Below are 24407 nucleotides of genomic sequence, written 5' to 3' on the forward strand. Positions count from 1 at the left end.
TAGTTTCACAATACTGCCTTACATGCCCGTAAGAAAATAATATTAACTACATTAGTTTAAGTTGATTATTTAAAGAAATTACTGTTTAACAAGTATGTCATTTAATGGTATTAGTAAAGTATAGCGTCAATATTTAACCGAACATCGATAGTTTTTGAAATTGAATATACAACTATGGAAAATTGATTGTCGATTCAAAAGACTAAATCATATTTGTAGCACTGTATGAAATAATAATATAAAAGTGAGGATCCGTATTAATGCTGGCAACAAAAGAGACAAACTTAACCGATTTGATATCATTACTAAATTATGGGGTACCTATCCAGTTAGAGCTTGCTTGTGGGTTTATATCAATAGAAGACAAAGACTTTCCACCATATGAAGCAAGTAATGGCGTAACATACCTTGTTGGGAAAGCTAAAAATGATTTTGATATGTTGTGTGAAAAACAAGCTGTTGGAGGCTTGAATCTTGATAAACCTTATTTAGTTGGTCTTTGTATATGGGATTCAAATTTACACGGAATACAGCCTGAAGAGGGGAGATTACTAGCGAAAAAGTTTGGGATTGGCAAAGAGTTTCTTAAAAATCCTGTTGTACTTGATTACACTGTCGTTAATTAAATCTAGCCGTTGTATTAGTTTTGAGGCTACTGTATGCAACTAAGCTGTTTTTATGGTGAATTATTATTCAAATTGGGCCAATATTATTGAGAGTTCATGCAAAATAGTACTAACCTTACTACATTAACTTCATTCTAGTGGTGCAGTAATTTTGGTCATTAGAGGAAGCCATCATTATATTTCAGTACTAGCCCGAAGAGTTTGCTCATTATCATGTTTTAATAGAGGTGTTTTATTCTCAACTAACCTTAATTCTTTAGGGCTAATGAGCCTTTAGAATTTCTATTTTAGAAAAAACATCCCCAACGCTTTGCTAAAAGCCAAGTGGTTTTTGTCCGTTTAAACGCCTTGTTATAAGCCCTTTGCAAGGTTAATATAGGACAATACAATAAGCTAGAACTATGATTTAATTATTAAAGGTCTCAGATGTCTGATTTAACCGCGAAAGAATGTAGAAAGCTAGAAACTTATTTTGAAATGGGTAGTGGATATTTTTTAGATTTTTCTAACAATTCTTTACAGCAATTTATTTCAGAATCAGTAGATATAGAACTTTATTCAGATAAATATGAAATTGGATCAGGCTCAAAAGCAAATAGAATGCGTGCTATATGGCATTTAGAGTCTAATCAATTAGTTGGCAAATTAATTCGAGAGATAATTGAAGATGATGAAGATAAACATTCTCTATATCCCACATATAATAAAAATAGAAACCAAGAATTAAAAAGTCATTGTTTACAGATTGCTATGAGGTTAGAAAACACTAGTTTGCCTATGACTCCTTTCCCAACCAAACAACCAAATATTGTAAACTCCCAAATTAAAAATGCTCCAGTTATGCATCCATCTGCTACTGGGGTATTTAAAGCAGTCTCTCAACCTTTCCCTCAAGATAGTCCAGTTTGCAGCAACCTTATACTCATTAAGAATAAGGTGTTCATTGTTCATGGTCATGATGAGTTGGCAAAAGAACAATTAGCTCGATTTGTAAGCCAAGTAGGGCTCGAACCAATAATATTGCATGAGCAAGCTAGTTCAAGTAAAACGATAATTGAAAAAATTGAAAAGTATGCTGGTGAAGTATGTTTTGCCATTGTCTTATATACTCCCTGTGATCAAGGTTCTGTGGTCGGTCTAACAGAACTATCACTAAGAGCTCGTCAGAATGTGATTTTTGAACATGGGTATTTCATAGGGAAATTAGGTAGAGAGAACGTAACGGCAATAGTTAAAGGAAATATCGAAAAACCAAACGACATTAGTGGTGTTGTTTACGAGACTTTTGATGAAGCTGGTGCATGGAAGTTCAAATTAGCAAAAGAAATGAAAGAGTCAGGTTGTGAAATAGATATGAATAGAATTATTTAAGTATACGCCAAGCCTAATAGGGCTTTTAACCACCTCCTTAAGCAGAAAAATATAGTTGGCAAAATGTTGAACGAAGTGAAAACAACCAGCTGTATTCACTTCGTTTGAAGTTCTTGTTCTGTTTACAGTTTTGCGACATATTTAATTTCAACAGCGCCGACTGGTATATCAACATTTACAAAATCAGCAACGCCATAGAAAAAAGTCATACCTTTACATTCTGGGCACTCAGCAGCATAGTTTTCACTCACATTAAATAAATTGTGTAAAACACCAGTGAATTCTTGTTTGCAATCTGAACAGGTTATTTTCGTTACCGTGTGAGTCATTACATATTCCCTTGTTTTTTATAGTACCGTTAATGTTTCATTGTCTCGAGGTTACAGACAAAGTTTCTTATGTTCAGGTAAACATAACGGCTCATTCAATGACGGTCGCTATACATACATGTGAATTACTTATATTTTTGTTCTATATGCGAATCATAGATACTATTTGCAGAGTCCAGAAAAACTGATATTAACTGATTAATCATCATAGTATTTTTATCGAAATCACTTACATGCAGTGAGATGATATTCATTATATTAGCATTTATGTTTTCAGTTGTGATACCAATTTTCTCAATTTCACCATCTAAGATATATTTAGCCTTAACCGCAGCGTGCACCCATGCTAGTTCATTATTCTGATATTTATCATGATGCACAACGCCATTCCTTACTTCTCGATATGTATTACACTCTTCGTTAATAGCTTCGATCAGCTTTACTAGTCCACAACTTTTCACTTTCGGATGACCAATAATTAATTTATGTTTTACTTGTTCTTTGCTTTTCCCAATGTCACAGAGGCTATTTGTGAATATTAGAACTCTATCGTAGACTGATCTACTTCTAATTAAATAATTTTCAATATGATATTCGATGTAATCTGGAACTAAGTGTTCTTTTGGCGCATATTTATAAGCATGTTTAATACACTCTTTCGCTATCTCTAGTTTATCTAAAGCAGTGAAAACTGCTTGGCACGTTTTCCAGCAAGTAATGTGATACTGCTGTTCAGTGCTCAAATCCTGGTCTTTCTTGTGCGTTTCAAGATCTCTCAGGAACGACTTAAATATAGAATGTTTCATGTAAGTCACCTAAAAATAAAGCTCCGCTCAGTGGCTGATTAGGAGCGTAGCGTAAAATTTGTCTGCTAGCAGCGGCTTGTTATTTTAATCGCTCACAGTAACTTCAAATTCTTTTCTTGAGTAATTTTTTATTAAGCTTTCAAATTCAACACACAGCTTAAATAACTCATCAGCTTGGTTTTCATCAAATTCCTCATCCCTATCTTCCTGATGAGTACCCTTATTCAATAAATTCCAAGTCACTTTATTCTTTTTACTAGCATCTTTCACTTTCATCAAACATTGACGATGTGGAGAGAAATTACGGATACCGGGACGTTTTTCGATTTCTGTAATATAGCTAATTATTCCATCTATAAGATTATATAAATCAGGTTCTGTTGAAGGAGCTCTTAATTTGACACTAAGGGCAGGATCAAGACCTTCAGCTCTCATTTTTTTCCATAATCTTGGAGCAAGCTCTTCTAATGCTCTACGGCACTCCATAAGCCCATCCTTAATTAAACCTTCCTTGAGATTTTTATCTGCTTTAATTAAGTAATGTCTATTTAGGTTTTGTTCAACTAACACATCACGTGACTCACGATTTCTTAGAAAATCATATCTAGATAGTTTTTTATTGATCACCTTACTAGCAAGTTGGTTTTCTAACCTTTTTATAAAATCCTCACCATGAGTTGTAAGGACTATTTGCTTATCTGAAAGTAAAGGGTTTGAGAACAGCTCACTGATAATACCCGCTCTATGTTCGTCATCAATAGCATTAACAATATCATCAAAGATTATAACATTGTGGTTATCATTAATATTCTTAGCAAGAAGTATTGATAGCCCTAAACATCTTAGATGCCCTTCACTTAGGACCCTTAAAGCATTTTCTTTGGTCCCATCAAGATACTCAATAACAATTCCTTCATTTGGTTTTGTTGGAAGAGTGAGCGACTTTAAGACCTCATGATCATAGGGGTGTTTATTGATAGCGTTATAAAGACTGAGCACTTGGCTTTCGAGTGATTGAGATAGTTTAAGCGGAAGCTTTTCTGAATAACCCTTAAGCTTATCAATAAAACTTTCATATGCCCGTGAATAGCCTAAATAGTAAGATATTGCTTTCTTTTCTTCATCAACAGCAGTTAGCAGCTCTGTATTTGAAGTATGAAATTCCTTGATTAGATTTTCAGCTCGACTTTTCTCTAAAAATGCTGCTTTATATAGCTCAGATATAGTTGAGCACTCCATATAATCGTTTTCAAGAACCTTAAGATCTTCCTTAAGAATTGACACCTTTGAAAATACTTCTCTATTCTCACGATTCCACTTGTTTGCGTCAGTTATTTTCTTTTCGATTTCATCCTTCAATCTATCAAATTCATCCAGAAAATCGCGATAGCTCGCCTTACAGTCAATACCAATCTCTTTTAATTCAGAAGAAAAAGTCAGCAATGAATCAGATATTTCCTTTTCGTTTTGTTGGAGTTTCTTTTGTTTGGCTGATATCTGTTCAAGAAGTTTTAGTTGCTTGTTTGCCTTAAGGTAAGGATTAGTAGTTACTTGTTCAATTGGAGTGTCACAGGCCGGACAAGAACGCATCTCATCAGATGACATATTTGTAATTGCTGTATACAAGTCGAAAAAGTTAATCTCATCTTTATATTTGGTCACCTCGTTAGATAGTATACTTAATTTAGATATTAACTCAGGGAATGTGGATAATTTTTTGAGAGCTGCTTCCAACTTATCTGTTGGCTTTAACATTACCTTAGACAACCTTTCTATATCTTCTTTCTTTTTAACGATTAAGCCGTTGGTTTCGTCCCCGAGTAAGATTAGAGCTTCGGAAATCAAGGTTTTATTAGGGTATCGAGAAAGTAGTCGATCTTTTCTTTTTTCAAACCCACTTAATTCTGCATTCTTGTTATCAATAACAAGCATTGACTTCTCAACTTCCTTTTCCTTAGCTTTCAACTCATTTTCTTTAAGGGCGACAACTGGTAACCTGTTCTCTATTGTTTTATTAAAACCATTACAAAAGCTATTAAACTCCTCCAGACCAAACAAAGCAGATAAACGTTGCTGTTGGCCTTGTGGCGCGTATGAAGACACTCTAGCAAAGGATTCTATTCTATTCCTTTCAACAAAAATAAATTCATTATCTAGTGGCGCTTGGATTGCTGAGCCTGACTTTCCGTCATCATATTCAACTTCTAAAGATACTGCTATGTTTGGCGATAACATGTTGCTTGCATACTGAAAAGAGTCAAATCTTTTACTTGAGGCCTCATTGACTTTACCTGTCAGAGAATACTCTAGAGCTTCACAGAAGCTGGATTTTCCTGTTCCATTAAGTCCAAATATAAAAGTGTAACTCTTGCTTAAATCAAAGTACTGTTGCTCATTGAAACCTCGAAAGCCTTTAATTGATAGCTTTTTTAGGCTTTTAATTTTTGGTTTGTTTGAAGGTACTTCGATTTCAGAATTGGCATATGGCAAAACATTTTTGCCATCACTCTTGATGAGTTCAACCAATTTGTTTGCTCTGGCACCGCCAGAGGAGGATTTAGCTTCTACATCTGAAAAGTTAGTTAAAATCAAATTTGCTAACTTTAATTCTTGAACACTCATAGAGCTTGAGGATTGAGACAAGAATTTTTGATATTCTATGAATGACTTTGACAAATCTTAAACTCCATCTCACGATTTGGTTACATTACGCAAAGAAAAATAACACCATTTTTGTGGTTAATAGTTAACACTGAACAGTGTGTATTCCATGATCCGATAATTTCACCAATACTTACTATTGTAAACAAGTAATTAAAATAGCTCTAATTCAAGACTTGTTATATTGCACCTAATCACAGCTATAAGACTCTTTAATCGCAATCTATGATTGGGATATCTGACCAACGAGTTGTGTAGTGAGGCGATAGAAAAGCTCGCTTCATGCTCCATGACTTTGTAAGCTTTTCACTTCCTAGAGATAAAGTGCCAACCCCATAACGTTTATTTATAGCATCCAAGCACGCCATTACTTCTGGATTATCTTTGCTTACAGCAAACAGATCCTTTTGCTGGAATGACTCATTTTCTAATTCTATTGCGCCAATACCGCAGCGATAAAAGCGCGTGTTAGATTTAAAAATATCATTAATAACATCTGAGACAGCGTTAGCTATGACATTGGTATCAGATGTGGGTATAGGAAAATCATAGAGCAAAGACTTTTTATAATACATGTCTTCGTGTGGCGAGCTTGCAGCGAATATAACGAGTCGCTTTGCTAATGACTGCTGTTTCCTTAGCTTACGCCCAACAATCGCTGCGTGTGTCACGAGGGCTGATTTTAATGTATTTAAATCACTCACTCTTTCCCCGAAACTTCTTGTAGAGTAGATTTCTTTTTTATTCTGTTTTACTTCATCCCAGCTCAAACAGGCGATGCCATTGAGTTCACTTACAGTCCTCTCAACAACAACGCTAAAAATACGTCGCATTGCTTTTGGGTTTTGATTCGCTAAATCCCATGCACTTTTAATTCCCATCACCTTGAGTTTCCTACCGAGTCGAGAACCAATACCCCAGACATCGGTAACATCCAACCGCATAAGTACTTCTTGGCGTGATATATCATCATTAATCACAGCAACCCCGTTATAGCCTGACAGTTTTTTTGCTGCATGATTGGCTGCTTTAGCTAACGTTGGCGTAGTGCCAAAGCCTACCCCAACGGGCAGTCCTGTCTCACGCCATACAGCCCGGCGTATAGTGTGTCCGTAGTCAGTCCAGTCGTTAATAATTTTAGAAAAACCAGTAAAACGTAAAAATGACTCATCAATACTATAAACATAATGGTCATCACAAAAACGATTGATGACTGTCATCATTCTTTCACTCAAATCAGCGTAGAGTTCATAATTCGATGAGCGCACAACGACATTATGCTGCTCTAAATAGGGTTTTATTTTAAAGTAAGGCTCGAACTTAGGGATGTTAAGCTTTCTCGCAATAGGACATATAGCGCAGATACAGCCATCATTATTTGTCAATACAACAACGGGCTTGTGCCGTAAAGAAGGGTCAAACACCTTTTCTGCACTTGCATAAAAGGCCACCGCATCTACGAGGGCAAACATCGATTTAACTCAACTTTATTTTTGTGTAGGCGGATACTCGTAGTAACGACACCTTCGAGTTTAAAGTCATCATCTTTAGAAATATAAACAGATTTATAATCGTTAGATGCAGAGATTAGTAAACGCTTTGATTTATCGATGATTTTACAAACAAATGTACCGTTATAGTTTGCAACAATGATATCGCCTGTACTTACATCTTCAGCTCTATCAATAACTAACAAATCACCATCGAATATCCCTACGTCTTGCATAGAATGGCCTGAAGCTAGGCCAATAAAAGTGGCGTTAGGATGTTTTATTATCAGCTCATCGATTGAAATATCTAGCTCAATATATTCTGCGGCAGGAGATTCAAAGCCTGTAATACCTGCTTCTATGAAAATTGGAATAATGTACATATGCACCTCTATACTGTTTATATGTACAGTATAGTTTGAGAGATAAAACATACCAATACTTTTTTAATTTTAATTTAGGGGGCAAATTAAATTTGTAGATGAACCTTTATGTTAGGTAATAAATTCCTATCATTTTGTATACCACCCCACGATTATCAAGGGTCCAAGTTTGTATTCATAAAGAAGCCAGTTTATTTAAATTTATCTCTTGCCACTCTATATATTGAACTCCTCCTCAGTTACAGGCATATTCATAGGAATAACTAATTATCAGGTAACACTATGAAATTATTAACAACCTTACTACTAACAATACTAGGCAGTTCAGAAGTCTTAGCTGAAAATCAAGAAATCGAATCATTTAGTAAAGCGAAAAAGATTTTAGAAAAGCAAGTTTATAACAATCACCGAAGTACGCTTTACTGTGGTGCTGAATTTGATTCTCAGAAAAAAGTAACAGCACCAAAAGGCTTTACCACGACTAAGTATCTGAAGCGTGCCAAAAAAGTTGAGTGGGAGCATATTGTGCCTGCGGAGAATTTTGGCCGTACTTTCAGTGAATGGAGAGATGGACATAGCCAATGTGTTAGTAGTAAAGGGAAGTCATTTAAAGGTCGAAGATGTGCGGAGAAAGTTAATACTGAGTATCGCCTTATGCAGGCTGACATGTTTAACCTTTATCCTGCTATAGGTGCTGTTAATGCGTTAAGAAGTAATTATAATTTCACTGTACTGCCTTCAGCACAAAGTGATTTCGGTAGTTGTGCGATGAAGATAGATAACAGAAAAGCAGAACCGCCTGAATCAGCTAGAGGAGAGATTGCACGTACTTACCTTTATATGGAGAGCGCTTATAAACGTTATAATATGAGCTCATCACAGCGACAGCTGATGAATGCGTGGGATAATATGTACCCTGTAGATGATTGGGAATGTACTAGAGCAAAAAAAATATCTAGCTTACAGAAAAGCGAGAACAATGTCGTTAAAAGTAGGTGTGAAGCGAGATAGATCTTATAAGGTCTACAAGTATCTTCAGTCTTATAAGTGAAATATAGAGTGCTTCTGTAATCGACCTTAAATGCTCCTCTATTAACTATAGGTAGTCAATCGATAGCTCTTATATATGAACATCAAGATGCAATCCTTGGTCTAGGTTTATTAGTTTTTATTTCTCGATACCTGATGACAAATCCCAAGTAATTTAATAGGCTAGGCCACTATATAAGAAGCATCGGTAGCTCAGAGCTAAAACTACTCAAGGAAACGTAATGTCCGAATATTGTTTTTTTACCCCGGAGTCTCAGGCACTAGCTGAATCAGCTAACCTCAAATATTTATTAGAACAATTTGCAGAAAATAACAAAAAGCAAATTTATGTTTTAACTCGACCATTATCGAAAGAAGATCTCACTTATGATTATGAACAAGGATTTGTAATTTTTGCTTCGGGCTATAAACCATGCTTTGTTGATACTGGAAGTAATGTAGAAAAATTTGAAGAATTCGTCGATGATTTTATAGATGACATAGCTTTTTTGTCAGAGAAATTTGAATATCGTAAGAAAATTGGTAGAAAAAAGCATTGGCTTGAGCTAATCGAGATTACAGAGCATGGTGACTTAGAGCTTACCTCTCTAAAGCTAGAAAACCCGAGAGATAAAAGAATTGCAGATCTACTAACGTCTTTGGTTATAGGAAGTATCAATGATGTAAACAGAGTCAACCTTGATGCAAATAATCTGCTTGACAGTATAAAGTCTAAGATTGTTCTCTTTGATACAGATCAAACAGGTTTTGTATTTAAGATGAATACGAATAAAAGGTTTATGATTCAGGGTTTAGCTGGTTCGGGTAAAACAGAGCTTCTTCTGCATAAACTCAAAGAGGTCTATTCTAATGAGCAAGAAGCAAGGATAGCTTTTACATGTTTCAATAAGATACTTGCCTCAAGTATGAAAAGCCGTATTCCAGAATTTTTTAACTTTATGAAAGTCGAAAAACAGATTGATTGGGAAAATAAGCTTTTTTGTTTCCATTCATGGGGAAGTGGTAGATACCCAAATTCAGGTATGTATCGCTATATTTGCCATATGTATGGAATACCGTTTGGCACTTTCGCAGCAGGAAGCTTTGATCAGTTATGCAAGCAAGCTATAGAAAATATAAAGAATAGTCGATCCAATGAAGATTACGAATACATTTTTGATTATGTTTTTATTGATGAAAGTCAGGATTTCGGTGAGCATTTTGTAGAGTTATGTGAATTAGTAACTGAGAAAAAAGTGTTCGTTGCCGGTGATGTATTTCAAAATATCTTTAGAACAATTGATGACTCAGTTAGTCATGCTGATTTAGTTTTAAAAAAGTGCTACCGAACAGATCCTAAGAATTTAATGTTTTCTCATGCTCTAGGCATGGGGTTGTATGAACAGCCAGTGCTTAGGTGGCTTAAAGATAATGAATGGGCTGCGTGTGGATATAATTATAGTGAAGTAGATACCCGTGCAATTATAAGTAGAGATCCATTACGCAGATTTGAAGATCTCCCGCAAGAATTTTCATCTACATCAATCCATTTATCACAAGCTGATCAAGGTCTTTCCGATTCAATTTTTTCGGTTATAAACCAAATTCAGGATCGACATAAAAGTGTAGAAGCCGGAGATATAGCTGTTCTTTTTTTAGATAAAGCTAATTATATCTATGATGAAATGACAAAGCTATCTGGTAAAATTATCGAACGGTTAGGCTGGCCTGTGAATATTTCACACGAAACTAAAACTAGTGATTCAGCTAAGTTCTTCATTTCGAATATCAACAACGCGAAGGGATTAGAATTCCCTTTTGTTATTTGTGTTGCAAGAGACCTTCGAGTCAATTCATCTTTCCGTAATGGTCTATACACAATGATGGCTCGTTCATTTCTAGAGAGTCATTTAATTTTGGGGACTAGAACAGACGCTAACTTATTAAAAAATTTAAATGAAGGCTTAGAATGCATTAATAACAATGGACACATGAACCTTCGAATCCCCACTAGGGAAGAAATAGAGAACCAGCAGGATTTAATCGTATGGCAAGAGGAACCTTCTATAGAGGATAAGGTGACCGTATACTGTGAAGAGAGGGGGGTTAGTCCTAGACTCAAGGCAAAATTAATCCACAGAATGACGGAAGTGATGGGCGATGAGGATTTTGACGATGAATATTTCAATGCAATCATCAATGTTGAGTTCAAACGCTTCGAAAAATTATGAATACGTATTATTTTAATGATATCCCCGCATATCTTATAGACAAGTTATGCGCGGTAAGAACCCCATTAGATAACCTATGGAATATCTTAACCATTATAGAGGTAATTAATTCTCACCCTGAATTGAGAACAATGACTCCTCAAGATGGCTTTGATATTGCCGTATTTACGAAGGATTTACAACGGTTTGTCGTCAATAAAGATAGTGGATATTTCTCGATGGCTAACCCTTTCCAAGTCAACTTTGGTAATGACACAATCTCGTTCAACTGCGATCAAATGGCAGAGCCAGTTAGTGGACTATTTATAGCTGTTATGAAGAACGCGATTCAGACTGTTCGTGAGTCAGGTCATTCCTATGACGATATCGTTCTATCAATTCATCAAGGCTTTGAAATTGATTGGAAAGAAATATCGAAATACATAGATGCGTTTGTTTCTATTCTTTCTGAGGATCATGGCTATTTTAGGTTTGATGATGATATTGACAACGTTAATGGAGACATCCACCCTAGGTATCATTTTGACGTATTCTTTAAAAATACCTGCTCGCTAAAAATTGGCTACGATAGACCAGCAGAGTTACAGTGTTTTTTATCGCTAGCAGATAAAACACAATCAAAAAAGTACTTAGTAGACTCTGCTAGGGTTAAATAAATTCATAACAACTTTATTCAAACAGTTTACAAGCTACTTCATGAGGAAGAGTTAAACTAATCAACAATAATACGAAATTCCAAAAGTTAATAGGGTCAGGGAGCTTCAAATCTCCCTTGATTCCTCATGTTTTACCTCGTACTTCGCCCTTCGAATACTTCAATATGTACTGGTCAATAAACAGCAACGAGATTTGTAGAACAATTAATTCATGAAAACCTACAATAGTAACCTTTACTTCAGATACGATATCTTATTATTAATTGTCTATATACTGAGTGATTTAGTTATCTTGGTTAACGAGTTTCAAGCGTTGCATCAATTTTGAATCATATGCTTCAATGAGCTGTCTACACTTTGTATTACTATTAAAGTTATGTAGGGATTTATGATTTATACTTAGCCCCACAAAGACGAATAGCTCTGGTAACATGTCAACGCTCTGGGACAATGTTAGGCGACAGAATGGGACTACTGATAGTGTTCGTTTATATTTAGTGTTAAATTGTTTTTGAAAAACAGGTAGTAGATCTTCAACTAAAGAGTTATTGTTTTCACAAAGAATAATTGCTAAAGACATTGCATCTTCTATTGTCTGAAGTGGATTTGCCGCTATTTTAGGGTGTGCTCTATTAAATAGCTTAAACACTTTGAACATCATCATTTCTCCGTCAGTAAGGTTTTCAAGGTATTCGATAAAAAATTCATTTATACAGAATTCATTTTCATCTTGTATGTTAAGAGCTATAGTCGTGATCTCAGAATCAAATTGGTTATGTTTCATTGTTGAAGATATGAGCCAATGTAAAACGATTTTATGTACTAATGCGGCAGCTAAGAATTTCCCAAGGTGAACTTTATAAATAGCTGATTCTACTTTTTCATAAAAACTAAGTGCTTTCTGAAATTCACTTTTTTCGGTGCAATGAAACATTTTGTAATAGTCCAATAGAGTCTTAGTTAATAAGCTATCTTCGTATTCATAATAAAGCCTAAAGCCATAGTAATTCACTAGCTCTTTATAGAGTAAATAGGGATCAGGCCAAAGGTCATCACTGCCACTGTTTAAAAGATTGTACTGAATAGCTGGGAAAGTAGGTGAAATATGTTTTACAAGGTGCTGCTCTAAATGCGAAATAAGTTCAGCGCCTTCCTTTGTTTGCCATTCATTATAAATGTCCCCGCGAAGTAATTTTGTACATATACGCTTGTGTAATATAAGCAATCTACTGTCGGTGTACTCCAGGTTATCAAAATTCACAAGATATTCAGTTATGAGCTTTAAATGACTGAGTAAACCATCACCTTCAAGGCGTCTGATAACCATAGCTGCAATATATGATGATTTCACTTTCTGTAAGTTCATCTGAATATCTATGTTTTTGTCATCTAATTTTTTTAAATCTTCTTCGAGAATCAATATATCATTTTTTATTGTAGTGATACTGCGGATGCTAGTTCCTCGAATATCATTGATCCGCGCCGTAAAATTTGGAGTGAGAAATTCGATTTGAGATTTAATAATATTTTTTGCCCATCTGTTTTTCTCAGTAGGCTCTGAAGACCAATAATTTGGAGCTTCATTCATTGATATTAGAAATTTACCTAAAAAGTGGATTGCATTACCTTCATACTCGCAGTCTAAATATTTATGTAATAGTGCTGCAATCATAGGAGCATAGAGATACCGCCAAAAAATATCATCTCCTTTACTTTGATTTACACTAGTTTCGAATGGAAGTGACTGAAGTTCATTAATAAAACGTTGAAAATTAGATGCGTATTCTAAAAGAAGCTTTGGATGGTTTTGAGCAAGGTTCTCTACAAAGAGATTTAAAGTATGTCTATAGGCTTCTTGGTGACGCTCTAGGCTTGAGTGTTCCTTGAATCCAAGCTTATCATTTCTTGCTGCTTCTTTAGTTACGCCAGAGTAATCAAAAACTAAACTGAGTAACTTTAAGTAATTATGAGGTATAAACATTGCTAATCCGTCTTTTACGGTATTAATTTATTCTGGGTATCATAAAATTAAAAGGCTTAAAGAGCTAGAACAGATCGATATAGATTAAATGTAAGCCTAACTATTAACTTTACAGCCCTACCTAAGGAGATAAATTATGAGTACTAATGACATATTATTGGAAATAGAATCAACTATTGATGAGGTCATAGAGGATGCAGAAAACTTAAGAAATAAAGTCGAATCAACTACAAACTACGCACGCTATGAAAATGACAAAGTAGTTCATAGTTATGATAATTATGTTCCTTTAGACAATCAGCCATTCGGTGAGGAGTTAATTCGTACAGATGGCATAGTAGAATCAATTGATGAAATGATTATAGAAGTAGATCAAATAAGATGTGAAGAGGATATAAATAAAGTTATTAAGTTAATCCAAAATACTGAAAAAGCTATTACAGAACATGATGACACTTTTTCAGACTGCTTTAGTGATACATTTGTTGAGCAAGCAACAAAAGAAGTCAGCGATGATTGGAATCCTTTAGGTGCTGAGGACTGTGAAGATGAAGATGAAGATGAAGATGAAGATGAAGATGAAGATGAAGATGAAGATGAAGATGAAGATGAAGATGATTTAGTATAATTTCTAGTTTGTTATCGCGATTAAAAATAAAGCCCATTCGTAAATGAGTTATATCGATTGGCTAAACCCATAGCAAAATTGAAACATAGATAATGCCTAAAATTGGGTGATTTTAATTTCTGATATACACAGGTAATTATTAGTAGAACTGACAATTCACTAATATTATAGATTTGGTGCATTCTAATCATCAAAATGCCACAGGTTAAGCCGTTATACTTAGGGATTAACGGCAAGTAGTTCATATCACTTTATTAATAAGGGATTGCACAGCTACGGAGTTACAGTGGAAGACCAAATTTAGATTAAACGAATGGCTGTGTTTCTGAAAAGTCAGAAATAAACATGAAGAAAAAGCTCCTTGAGTATTATATAGGAAGGTTTGATATTATGCGGGGCTATGACGAAATATAGGTAAAAAGTGAGGGTTTTCCCTAACTAGATATACAACCAAGCTAGCAAAATGTACAGTTACTAATGGAAATATAAAAACACTCTATATTGATTGAACATCAATATAGAGTGACCGAAAAGTGGTTCACAAACAAAGTGGATGTGTTTCTTACGCTCGATATGGTATCAAGAGGAGATATCAACTGTAATATCAGAAAGTGGTTTTGAACAACATGTGAGTATTTCACCAGATCGAACATGTGCCAAAGGCTCTATGAAATAACAAATATCTCCTTTAAGGAGCTTGCATCGACAAGCCCCGCAATAACCATCACGGCAGTGAAACTCAATGTCTATATTTTCCCGTTCTAATGATCTAAGAATACTAATGTCGCTATCAAAAAAGGTCAATTCTCTCCCTTCAATAGTTATTTTCTTATCCATTACAAATCGAAATCCCCAAAATCAGCAACTGATACATTTGAGTCAACTTGTCCAACGAGGTAACTCGATATCTCTGCTTCTTGAGGGGCAACTTGAACATTATCGCTAGACAAGTATGAGTTTATCCACGGAATAGGATTGCTCGGAGCATTATAAGCGGGTTCTAGGCCTATTGCCGACATCCTTTGATTAGCAATATACTCAACGTATTGTTTTAATATATTTGCATTAATACCGATCATTGAGCCATTCTTAAATAAATAGTCAGCCCATTCTTTCTCTTGTTCAACAACCTCTAAGAATATTTCTCTACTCTTATATTGTAATTTTTCAGAAATTATTTTCATTTCAGGATCATCTTTACCAGATGCCCATAGATTTAATATATGTTGAGTCGCAGTTAAATGAAGAGATTCATCACGAGCGATAAGCTTAATTATCTTAGCATTACCTTCCAATAACTCGCGTTCAGAGAAAGCAAAAGAACATGCAAACGAAACATAAAATCTTATTGCTTCTAATGCATTGAGTGCACAGATTGAACAGAAGAGCTTTTCTTTTAACACTGTCAAAGACACTATGATAGCTTCTCCGCTAATTATATGTGTCCCCTCACCGTGTAAATTGAATGCCTGAGTATGTTTAATTAAATCATCAAAGATATCAGTAATACTCTGAGCTCTTTTGATTATGGCTGGATTAATAATTATATCATCAAAGACTTCACCAGGATCTGTAAAGAGGTTTCTCAGAATATGAGTATAACTTCTTGAATGAATAGTCTCTGAAAATGCATGCGTTTCAGCCCATGTTTCCATGGAAGGTTGTGATGTAATAGGAAGCATTATCATATTAACTGAACGAGCTGCAATTGAATCTAGCAAGGTTTGATATTTTAGATTAGAAATAAAAATATGCTTCTCTGCATCAGATAAATTTTGCCAATCAGCTCTATCTTTTGATACATCAACTTCTTCCGGTCTCCAAAAGAAAGAAAGCTGTTTCTCAATTAACTTTTCGAAGATAGGGTGTTTCTGTTCATCATAACGAGATACGTTTACTGGATTACCAAAAAACATCGGCTCCAACATGTGATTAAATTTTTTCTGATTAAAGGTTGTATATTTCATGATTGCTTCACTTCTAATTATAACCTAACCAAAGTTGTATTTATTATTAGTATTATTATTAAAACGTTGAGTTAAGTTAGATCTAATGTAAGTTGGTTTTTTATTTAGTTACTGATTTAATTGGAGTTAAGTTAATTAATGATTAAATAGTTAGATATTTAATTAACTTGTTGTCCATATAACGTTTCTATCCATGTTTCAAGCTCTGGTAACGATACAATAGGAAGTAGGGCAACGTTAGGTGAACGACCTTGTACGCTATCAAGCAAAGTTTGATATTTTAAGTTACTTAAAAATATATGCTTTTCGTGATCTGGTAATGCTTGAAAGTCTAAACGGTCTTTGCTTACATCTACTTCTTCAGGACGCCAAAAGAAAGACAGTTGCTTTTCGATTAACTTTTCAAAAATTGGGTATTTTTGTTGGTCATAACGAGATACGTTAACAGTTTGGCCAAAAAACATTGGCTCTAGCATTTGGTTATTATGGTTTCGGCTAAATGTAGTATAAGACATGTTTATCACTCAAAAAACTATCAGAAAAAGCGGGCTAAATGCCCGCTTAAAATAAAAATTAATAACTATATTTTACACGCGCCGCCTTCACAATCATCATCTTCCACTTCTGGAGTATCTTCTTGCATATCTGAGGCACCATCGCGAGTGTTGTGGTAGTACAAGGTTTTAACACCCAGTTTGTACGCAGTTAGTAAGTCTTTTAATAAGACTTGCATAGGTACTTTACCGCCTTCGAATTTATTTGGATCATAATTTGTGTTTGCCGATATAGTTTGGTCAACAAATTTCTGCATTATGCCCACAAGTTGTAGGTAACCATCGTTTGATGGAATATCCCATAATAACTCGTAGTTATTCTTTAAACGTTCGTACTCAGGCACTACTTGTTTCAAAATACCGTCTTTACTTGCTTTAACGCTAATGTGACCACGTGGTGGCTCAATACCATTTGTTGCGTTAGAGATTTGCGACGATGTTTCTGAAGGCATTAACGCACTTAGTGTTGAGTTACGCATGCCGTGCTCTTTAATGCTGGCACGTAATGTATCCCAATCAAGGTGAAGTGGTTCATCACAAATTTTATCTAAGTCACGTTTGTACGTATCTGTTGGCATAATGCCCTGTGAATACGTTGTTTCGTTAAACTTAGGACAGGCACCACGCTCTTTAGCAAGCTCGTTTGATGCTTTCATTAGGTAGTATTGAATCGCTTCAAACGTTTTGTGAGTCAGTGCATTTGCGCTGCCATCTGAGTAACGCTTACCGTTTTTAGCTAAGTAGTATGCGTAGTTAATTACGCCTATGCCTAGTGTACGACGACCCATAGTCGCATTTTTTGCAGCCGGTACAGGGTAGTCTTGGAAATCAAGTAAGTTATCAAGTGCGCGCACTGCAAGTTCAGCTAGCTCTTCAAGCTCATCTAGTGATTCAATGGCGCCTAAGTTAAACGCAGACAGTGTACAAAGGGCAATTTCGCCTTCTTCGTCGTTTACGTTGCTTAGTGGCTTAGTTGGCAATGCAATTTCTAAACATAAGTTAGATTGGCGAATAGGCGCAACTTTAGCAATGAACGGGCTGTGTGTATTACAGTGGTCCACATTTTGTAAATAAATACGACCTGTACTTGCACGCTCTTGTGCAAACATAGAGAAAAGCTCAATGGCTTTAATACGCTTTTTACGAATAGATTCGTCTTGCTCATATTTTACGTAAAGCGCATCAAACTCTTCTTGGTCTTCAAAAAATGCATCGTAAAGACCAGGCACATCTGATGGGCTAAATAACGTAATGTAATCGTCTTTAATTAAACGAGAGTACATTAATTTATTAAACTGTACGCCGTAATCAAGGTGGCGAACACGGTTGTCATCTACACCACGGTTATTTTTAAGCACAAGTAGGTTTTCTACTTCTAGGTGCCAAAGCGGGTAGAATAATGTTGCTGCGCCGCCACGTACACCACCTTGTGAACAGCTTTTAACAGCTGTTTGAAAGTGCTTATAAAAAGGAATACAACCTGTGTGGTACGCTTCGCCATTACGGATGTGGCTACCTAACGCACGAATACGACCTGCGTTAATACCAATGCCCGCACGTTGTGATACGTATTTAACAATCGCAGACGATGTAGCATTAATTGAATCAAGGCTGTCGCCACATTCAATTAATACACATGAGCTAAACTGGCGAGTAGGCGTACGTACACCTGCCATAATAGGCGTAGGTAATGATATTTTAAATAACGAGACTGCATCATAAAAACGCTTAATGTAAGAAACGCGTGTTTCACGTGGGTAGTCAGAAAATAAGCTCGCCGCGACTAAAATATATAAAAACTGTGCACTTTCGTAAATCTCACCCGATACACGGTTTTGAACGAGATACTTACCTTCAAGCTGTTTTACAGCCGCGTAGCTAAAGTTAAGATCGCGAGAATGATCAAGGTATGCATCAAGCTCGTCTAATTCTTGCTCTGTGTAATCTACTAATAAGTGAGCATCGTAGCGTTTATCGCCAACCATTTTTGTTACGTGGTCAAATAAACGTGGTGGCTCAAATTGACCGTACGCTTTTTTACGTAAATGGAATACAGCTAAACGTGCAGCTAAGTATTGATAATCAGGCGATTCTTTTGAAATCTGATCCGCTGCTGCTTTAATGATGGTTTCGTGAATGTCTTTAGTACGAATACCGTCGTAAAACTGAATGTGCGATTTTAATTCAACTTGCGAAACCGAAACGTTGCTTAAACCTTCGGCGGCCCATTCAATAACGCGATGGATCTTATCAAGATCAAGAGGCTCTTTACGCCCGTCACGTTTGCTTACAGATAACTGTTGGTTCATTTGCCTGTATTCCTTGGGAATTATGTATTTTGACCAATGGGTCATACCTCGCAATAGCAAGGTAAGTACTCATTTATTATAAGTTTCACCGTAATGGCGAATTTAATTGAATAACATTTGGCCACAATATCTGGTGTTGTTCAATTTAGAGATCACAAGATAGTGTGGTCTGAGTTGTTTTGCAAGGGACATAATTGCCCCTATTTGTGGATAACTTTGGGATAACACACTTGTGTTAGTAGACACTCACCTTCGAACAATCATTTAAGTTAGAATATGCAGAAATCAACTAATGATCTGCTAAATTTACGCATTTTAAAAATAAATTCTGACTGCTTTTTTTATCAGCAAGCTTTGTGTGAAAACTAACACAATCACAATATATAGTGTTTAATAATTAACATAGCACTATATATGGTTTTAATGGACTATCTAAGTTAGTTGTTTAATGTTCACGATTCAATGCTTTCAGAAATAAAAAGCATAATTAGGGGTAAGAAATAGAAATGGGCTAAAAGATAGCCCATTTAAGTTTATGCGAAGAGCATGCTACCCAGTGTAATAATTTTAAAAAGAATCATTATTACACTCTCTGAAATTTCTATAGAAATATTGAGTTTCAACTTTAGTTATCCTAAATCTGAGTTAGTCACTTGCCGATAATATAAGAATCAGTTACGCTCAAATTTCCACACTTGGGCGCTTTCCTAAATTTTAGCAAGTGTCTTTGCTAACATCATATTCAAACCTTGAGTATGGTGTTAGCCCCTCCACCTAGTTGAAATATCAATTCCATCAAAGTGTTAATAAAACTTTAATGTGGTCTGAGTTGTTTTGCAAGGGACATAATTGCCCCTGTTTGTGTATAACTTTGGGATAACGCATTTGTGTTAGTAGACGCTCACACTTAAACGACCATTTAATTAAAGGCGTTTAAAAAGTAAACTAATGTTCTGCTAAATTTGCGCATTTTAAAAATAAATTCTGACTGCTTTTTTATCGACAAGCTTTGTGTGAAAACTAACACAATCACAATATATAGTGTTTAATAATTAACATAGCACTATATATGGTTAAAACCATCAATTGGACTTTGCCAGTTAAAATCAGCATTCCAGCTGTTGGCTTCATCAATACTTGGTATATAACCCCAAAGTGCCGTTGCAGTGTGCATACCTGCCGCTTTGCCTGCTTGTATGTCACGCTGTGCATCACCAATGTACAAACAACGGTTTGGTTTTACCCCCATAAGCTTTGCACAATGTAGTAGTGGTAGCGGTGATGGTTTGGCCTCAGCCAAGGTATCGCCACTTATTACTACACTGGCGTTTTTTAAAGCGGGGATAGCTGCAACTAAAGGATCGGTTAAAAACCCTGGTTTATTAGTCATGATCCCCCACTTGATCTTTTTTTGATCAAGGGCGATAAGTAGCGATTCAACTGCAGAGAAGCAATGCGTGTGTTTTGCTATGTTCGCAGCGTACTCGTCAACTAATTGCTTAATAAGCTCGCTTTGGTGTTGTTTAGCCCATAACTCTTTAAAACCAGCCTCTAATAATGCACCTGCGCCGTTAGAGGCTGCAGGGCGGTATACATCACTACTAACAGGTTTGATTTTATTACTAATAAGGACTGCGTTTAAAGCGGCGCCTAAATCATCAGCGGTATCGAGCAGGGTGCCGTCTAAATCAAATAAAAATGCATCGTACTCAATAAGAGGCAGGGGGGCTTGAGAGCTAGCCATTAAGCTAACTTCTCAAAATAAAGTATGTAATTTACGCTAACGTCGTTATTAAGCGTATATTGCTTTGATAGTGGGTTATAAGAAAGCCCTGTACTTGCACGTACTTTTAAACCCGCTTGCTCCGCCCATGCAATAAGTTGCGCAGGTTTTATAAACTTTTTATGATCATGTGTACCTTCAGGTACCATTTTTAATAGCTTTTCGGCACCAACAATCGCGTATAAATATGCTTTAGGTGTTTTGTTTAGCGTTGAAAAAAACACGTCTGCACCTGGTTTTGCAAGTGCAGCTACAGCATGAATGATAGAAGCTGGGTCGGGTACGTGCTCAAGCATTTCCATACATGTTATTACATCAAAACGTTCTGGGTTTTGTGATGCAAACTCTTCTGCAGGTACTTTTATGTAATCTACATTTACGCCTGTCTCTAAACTATGCAATTTAGCAACAGTTAAAGGTTCTTGTCCCATATCGATGCCGGTTACTTTTGCACCCATACGCGCCATGCTTTGGCTTAAAATACCGCCGCCACAGCCAACGTCGAGTGTTTCTTTATCGAATAAGCCTTGCGTTTTGTTTGCTATAAAATCTAAACGTAACGGGTTAATTTCGTGAAGAGGTTTGAATTCTCCGTCTAGGTCCCACCAACGCTCTGCGATGGCTTCAAATTTTGCTATTTCTGCGTGATCTACATTTTGATGTTCGGTCATAAAATACTTCCTCGTCAATCTGAGGCCATTATATAGGGCTAAATTGATAAATCGCAAAGTTTTGCGCCTGTAAATTGAAATTAATTGTGATAGCATGGCTGTTAGTAATAATAACAAATACTCTTAATACCCAATACCGGGTTGTTGAGAGCTGATACTGAAGGAATGTGATATCAAATGACTGATCTCGCCAATGAAATTCTGCCAGTCAATATTGAAGACGAGTTAAAAAACTCCTACTTAGATTACGCAATGAGCGTAATAGTAGGACGTGCATTACCAGACGTACGTGACGGTTTAAAACCTGTTCACCGCCGCGTTTTGTTTGCAATGAACGAGCTTAGTAATGACTGGAACAAGCCTTACAAAAAATCGGCCCGTGTGGTCGGTGACGTAATCGGTAAATACCACCCACACGGCGACAGTGCAGTTTATGACACGATAGTTCGTATGGCTCAGCCATTCTCACTACGTTATATGCTTGTAGATGGCCAAGGTAACTTCGGTTCGGTTGATGGTGATTCAGCAGCGGCAATGCGTTATACAGAAGTACGTATGGCAAAAATGTCGCATGAGTTATTAGCCGATCTTGAAAAAGAAACGGTTGATTTCGTTCCTAACTACGATGGCACAGAGTTCATCCCTGACGTGTTACCTACGAAAGTTCCTAATTTATTAGTGAATGGTTCGTCGGGTATTGCAGTAGGCATGGCTACAAACATTCCACCACATAACTTAACTGAAGTTGTGAACGGGTGTTTGGCACTTATTCAAAATCCTGATTTAACTATTTTAGAGTTAATGGATTATATCCCTGGTCCTGATTTCCCAACGGCTGCAATTATCAACGGTAAGAAGGGCATCGAACAAGCCTACTTAACTGGCCGTGGTAAAGTGTACATGCGTGCACGCGCCGACGTCGAAACCGATGAAAAAACAGGCCGTGAAACAATCATCGTTCACGAAATTCCTTATCAAGTTAACAAAGCTCGCCTAATTGAAAAAATTGCTGAGCTGGTTAAAGATAAGAAAATTGAAGGTATTAGCGCGCTACGAGATGAATCAGATAAAGACGGTATGCGTATCGTTATTGAGATCAAACGTGGTGACGTAGGCGAAGTTATTCTAAATAACTTATATTCACAAACTCAGTTACAAACTGTGTTTGGTATGAATATGGTTGCTTTAATTAATAACCAACCTAAGTGTTTTAATTTAAAAGAAATGCTTGAAGAGTTTATTATTCACCGTCGTGAAGTAGTAACTCGTCGTACCGTGTTTGATTTACGCAAAGCCCGCGACCGTGCACACACGCTTGAAGGCTTAGCGATTGCACTTGCAAACATTGACCCAATTATCGAGCTTATTCGTAAATCTCCTACACCTGCTGAAGCTAAAATTGCTTTAACAGCGCGTCCGTGGGAACTAGGTCATGTACAAGGCATGCTTGAGAAAGCGGGTGAAGATAATGTAGCTCGTCCTGATTGGTTAGCCGCTGATTTAGGTATTCGTGATGGTCAATATTATATTTCTGAGCAACAAGCTCAAGCAATATTAGATTTACGTTTACATAAGTTGACTGGTCTTGAACACGAAAAAATTATAAGTGAATACCAAACCTTATTAGATTTAATTGCTGATCTTTTATATATTTTGGCTACGCCTGAGCGTTTAATGGAAGTTATTCGTGACGAACTAGTAGAAATTAAAGAGCAATATGGCGATGAACGTCGTACAGAAATTAACGCCGCAGCTCACGATATAAGCTTAGAAGATTTAATTACTGAAGAAAACGTTGTAGTAACGCTTTCTCACGAAGGTTATGTGAAGTATCAGGCATTGTCTGATTACGAAGCGCAGCGTCGTGGTGGTAAAGGTAAGTCAGCAACGAAGATGAAAGATGAAGATTTCATTGAACGTCTGTTAGTTGCAAATACGCACGATACTATATTGTGTTTCTCTACAGCGGGTCGTTTATATTGGCTTAAAGTTTATCAGTTACCACTAGCAAGTCGTGCAGCGCGCGGCAAGCCAATTGTTAACTTGTTACCACTTGAAGCTGATGAACGTATTACAGCTATATTGCCAGTACGCGAGTACGCAGAAGATAAATACATCTTTATGGCAACTGCATTTGGTACTGTTAAGAAAACACCATTAACGGCTTACAGTCGTCAACGTGCAAGCGGTATTATTGCTGTTAACTTAAATGATGGCGATAGCTTAATTGGTGTTGATATTACCGATGGTAGCAACGAAATTATGTTGTTCACCGATGCTGGTAAAGTAGTACGCTTTAAAGAAGCTGAAGAAACAACCGTTGTTGATGAAAACGGTAACCCAGTACTTGATGAAGAAGGCAACCCTGAGATTCGCTTCAAAGGTGTTCGCCCAATGGGTCGTACTGCTACCGGTGTTCGTGGTATTAAAATGCCAGACGAGCAACGCGTAGTATCGTTAATTGTACCAAAAACTGACGGTGCTATTCTAACGGTAACTGAAAATGGTTACGGTAAACGTACACAGCTTGAAGATTATCCATCTAAGAGTCGTGCAACACAAGGTGTTGTATCTATCAAGGTGAGTGAACGTAACGGTGCTGTTGTTGGTGCTGTGCAAGTTGATGACAACGATGAAATAATGATTATTTCTAATCGTGGTACCTTAGTACGAACTCGCGTTAATGAAGTTTCTACGGTTGGACGTAACACGCAAGGTGTTATTTTGATCAGAACTATTGACGGAGAGCAAGTAGTTGGTTTACAACGTATAGAAGAGATTGAAGTTACTGAGAGTGACTTAATTGATATCGAAGACGTTGAAACAGTTGATACGGTTATTGAAGAAGTAGTGGATGACAATCCTCCTTCTGAATAATTGAAATTGAAAAAGCGGCTTTAGCCGCTTTTTTTTATGTTGTTGAATAAAACTA

The 24407-nt window shown here is 36.4% G+C and carries 18 protein-coding genes and 1 pseudogene; 7 read left to right on the top strand and 12 right to left on the bottom strand.

Going from position 1 to position 24407, the window contains the following annotated elements:
- Nucleotides 1–260: 260 nt before the first annotated feature.
- Entirely contained in the window at nucleotides 261–626 is a 366-nt protein-coding gene (locus I6F54_RS03190; protein ID WP_197139654.1) for a hypothetical protein, read from the top strand.
- Nucleotides 627–1052: 426 nt separating this feature from the next.
- Nucleotides 1053–1997: a TIR domain-containing protein gene (locus tag I6F54_RS03195; RefSeq protein ID WP_197139656.1), complete on the top strand. Its 945-nt coding sequence runs from the start codon at nucleotides 1053–1055 to the stop codon at nucleotides 1995–1997.
- Between the two features lie 122 nt (nucleotides 1998–2119).
- Here I6F54_RS03195 and I6F54_RS03200 read toward each other — a convergent pair whose 3' ends face one another.
- The 5 genes from I6F54_RS03200 to I6F54_RS03220 form a co-directional block, all read right to left on the bottom strand.
- Nucleotides 2120–2326 (bottom strand): hypothetical protein, encoded by a 207-nt coding sequence (locus I6F54_RS03200; RefSeq protein WP_197139658.1) that lies wholly within the window; start codon nucleotides 2324–2326, stop codon nucleotides 2120–2122.
- Between the two features lie 125 nt (nucleotides 2327–2451).
- A complete protein-coding gene (locus I6F54_RS03205) occupies nucleotides 2452–3132 on the bottom strand; it encodes a Cthe_2314 family HEPN domain-containing protein (RefSeq protein WP_197139660.1) in 681 nt (226 codons plus the stop codon).
- Between the two features lie 84 nt (nucleotides 3133–3216).
- On the bottom strand, nucleotides 3217–5808 hold the full coding sequence (locus I6F54_RS03210) for an AAA family ATPase (RefSeq protein WP_197139662.1): 2592 nt from the start codon (nucleotides 5806–5808) through the stop codon (nucleotides 3217–3219).
- A 197-nt stretch (nucleotides 5809–6005) separates the two neighbouring features.
- Nucleotides 6006–7265 carry a Y-family DNA polymerase gene (locus I6F54_RS03215; protein WP_197139664.1) on the bottom strand — a complete coding sequence of 420 codons (1260 nt, stop codon included), beginning with the start codon at nucleotides 7263–7265 and terminating at the stop codon, nucleotides 6006–6008.
- A complete protein-coding gene (locus I6F54_RS03220) occupies nucleotides 7250–7666 on the bottom strand; it encodes a LexA family protein (RefSeq protein WP_165725968.1) in 417 nt (138 codons plus the stop codon). Before I6F54_RS03220 ends, I6F54_RS03215 begins: the two co-directional genes overlap by 16 nt.
- A gap of 282 nt (nucleotides 7667–7948) precedes the next feature.
- On the opposite strand from I6F54_RS03220, the gene I6F54_RS03225 reads away from it, so the two are divergent.
- The 3 genes from I6F54_RS03225 to I6F54_RS03235 all read left to right on the top strand — a co-directional run bounded on the left by I6F54_RS03225 (nucleotide 7949) and on the right by I6F54_RS03235 (nucleotide 11582).
- Nucleotides 7949–8677: an endonuclease gene (locus I6F54_RS03225; protein ID WP_197139673.1), complete on the top strand. Its 729-nt coding sequence runs from the start codon at nucleotides 7949–7951 to the stop codon at nucleotides 8675–8677.
- Nucleotides 8678–8937: 260 nt separating this feature from the next.
- A complete protein-coding gene (locus I6F54_RS03230; RefSeq protein ID WP_197139675.1) occupies nucleotides 8938–10926 on the top strand; it encodes a DEAD/DEAH box helicase in 1989 nt (662 codons plus the stop codon).
- 131 nt (nucleotides 10927–11057) lie between these two features.
- On the top strand, nucleotides 11058–11582 hold the full coding sequence (locus I6F54_RS03235) for a hypothetical protein (RefSeq protein WP_197139677.1): 525 nt from the start codon (nucleotides 11058–11060) through the stop codon (nucleotides 11580–11582).
- Nucleotides 11583–11865: 283 nt separating this feature from the next.
- Here I6F54_RS03235 and I6F54_RS03240 read toward each other — a convergent pair whose 3' ends face one another.
- Complete coding sequence (locus I6F54_RS03240) at nucleotides 11866–13563, bottom strand: hypothetical protein (RefSeq protein ID WP_197139679.1); 1698 nt, start codon at nucleotides 13561–13563, stop codon at nucleotides 11866–11868.
- 136 nt (nucleotides 13564–13699) lie between these two features.
- Here I6F54_RS03240 and I6F54_RS03245 point away from each other — a divergent pair, with 136 nt between their 5' ends.
- Nucleotides 13700–14191 (top strand): hypothetical protein, encoded by a 492-nt coding sequence (locus I6F54_RS03245; RefSeq protein ID WP_197139681.1) that lies wholly within the window; start codon nucleotides 13700–13702, stop codon nucleotides 14189–14191.
- 579 nt (nucleotides 14192–14770) lie between these two features.
- On the opposite strand, the gene yfaE is transcribed toward I6F54_RS03245, so the two are convergent.
- The 6 genes and pseudogenes from yfaE to ubiG all read right to left on the bottom strand — a co-directional run bounded on the left by yfaE (nucleotide 14771) and on the right by ubiG (nucleotide 21475).
- Nucleotides 14771–15028, bottom strand: coding sequence for a class I ribonucleotide reductase maintenance protein YfaE (gene yfaE / locus I6F54_RS03250; RefSeq protein WP_197139683.1), 258 nt, complete (start codon nucleotides 15026–15028; stop codon nucleotides 14771–14773).
- Nucleotides 15028–16158 carry a class Ia ribonucleoside-diphosphate reductase subunit beta gene (gene nrdB / locus I6F54_RS03255; RefSeq protein ID WP_197139694.1) on the bottom strand — a complete coding sequence of 377 codons (1131 nt, stop codon included), beginning with the start codon at nucleotides 16156–16158 and terminating at the stop codon, nucleotides 15028–15030. Before nrdB ends, yfaE begins: the two co-directional genes overlap by 1 nt.
- A gap of 182 nt (nucleotides 16159–16340) precedes the next feature.
- Nucleotides 16341–16673 (bottom strand): annotated as a pseudogene (locus tag I6F54_RS03260) (ribonucleotide-diphosphate reductase subunit beta); the annotation flags it as partial.
- Between the two features lie 65 nt (nucleotides 16674–16738).
- The gene (gene nrdA / locus I6F54_RS03265) at nucleotides 16739–19021 is read right to left on the bottom strand and encodes a class 1a ribonucleoside-diphosphate reductase subunit alpha (RefSeq protein ID WP_197139696.1); all 2283 of its coding nucleotides are present in this window, start codon (nucleotides 19019–19021) and stop codon (nucleotides 16739–16741) included.
- Between the two features lie 1063 nt (nucleotides 19022–20084).
- The gene (locus I6F54_RS03270; protein ID WP_197139698.1) at nucleotides 20085–20765 is read right to left on the bottom strand and encodes an HAD-IA family hydrolase; all 681 of its coding nucleotides are present in this window, start codon (nucleotides 20763–20765) and stop codon (nucleotides 20085–20087) included.
- Entirely contained in the window at nucleotides 20765–21475 is a 711-nt protein-coding gene (gene ubiG, locus I6F54_RS03275; protein WP_007376602.1) for a bifunctional 2-polyprenyl-6-hydroxyphenol methylase/3-demethylubiquinol 3-O-methyltransferase UbiG, read from the bottom strand. The genes I6F54_RS03270 and ubiG overlap by 1 nt, the downstream gene beginning before the upstream one ends.
- A gap of 177 nt (nucleotides 21476–21652) precedes the next feature.
- Between ubiG and gyrA the strand changes: the two genes are divergently transcribed.
- A complete protein-coding gene (gyrA, locus tag I6F54_RS03280) occupies nucleotides 21653–24352 on the top strand; it encodes a DNA topoisomerase (ATP-hydrolyzing) subunit A (RefSeq protein ID WP_165727490.1) in 2700 nt (899 codons plus the stop codon).
- Nucleotides 24353–24407: the final 55 nt, after the last annotated feature.

This window comes from Pseudoalteromonas sp. SWXJZ10B (assembly GCF_015864475.1).
GTDB classification, from domain to species: domain Bacteria; phylum Pseudomonadota; class Gammaproteobacteria; order Enterobacterales; family Alteromonadaceae; genus Pseudoalteromonas; species Pseudoalteromonas arctica.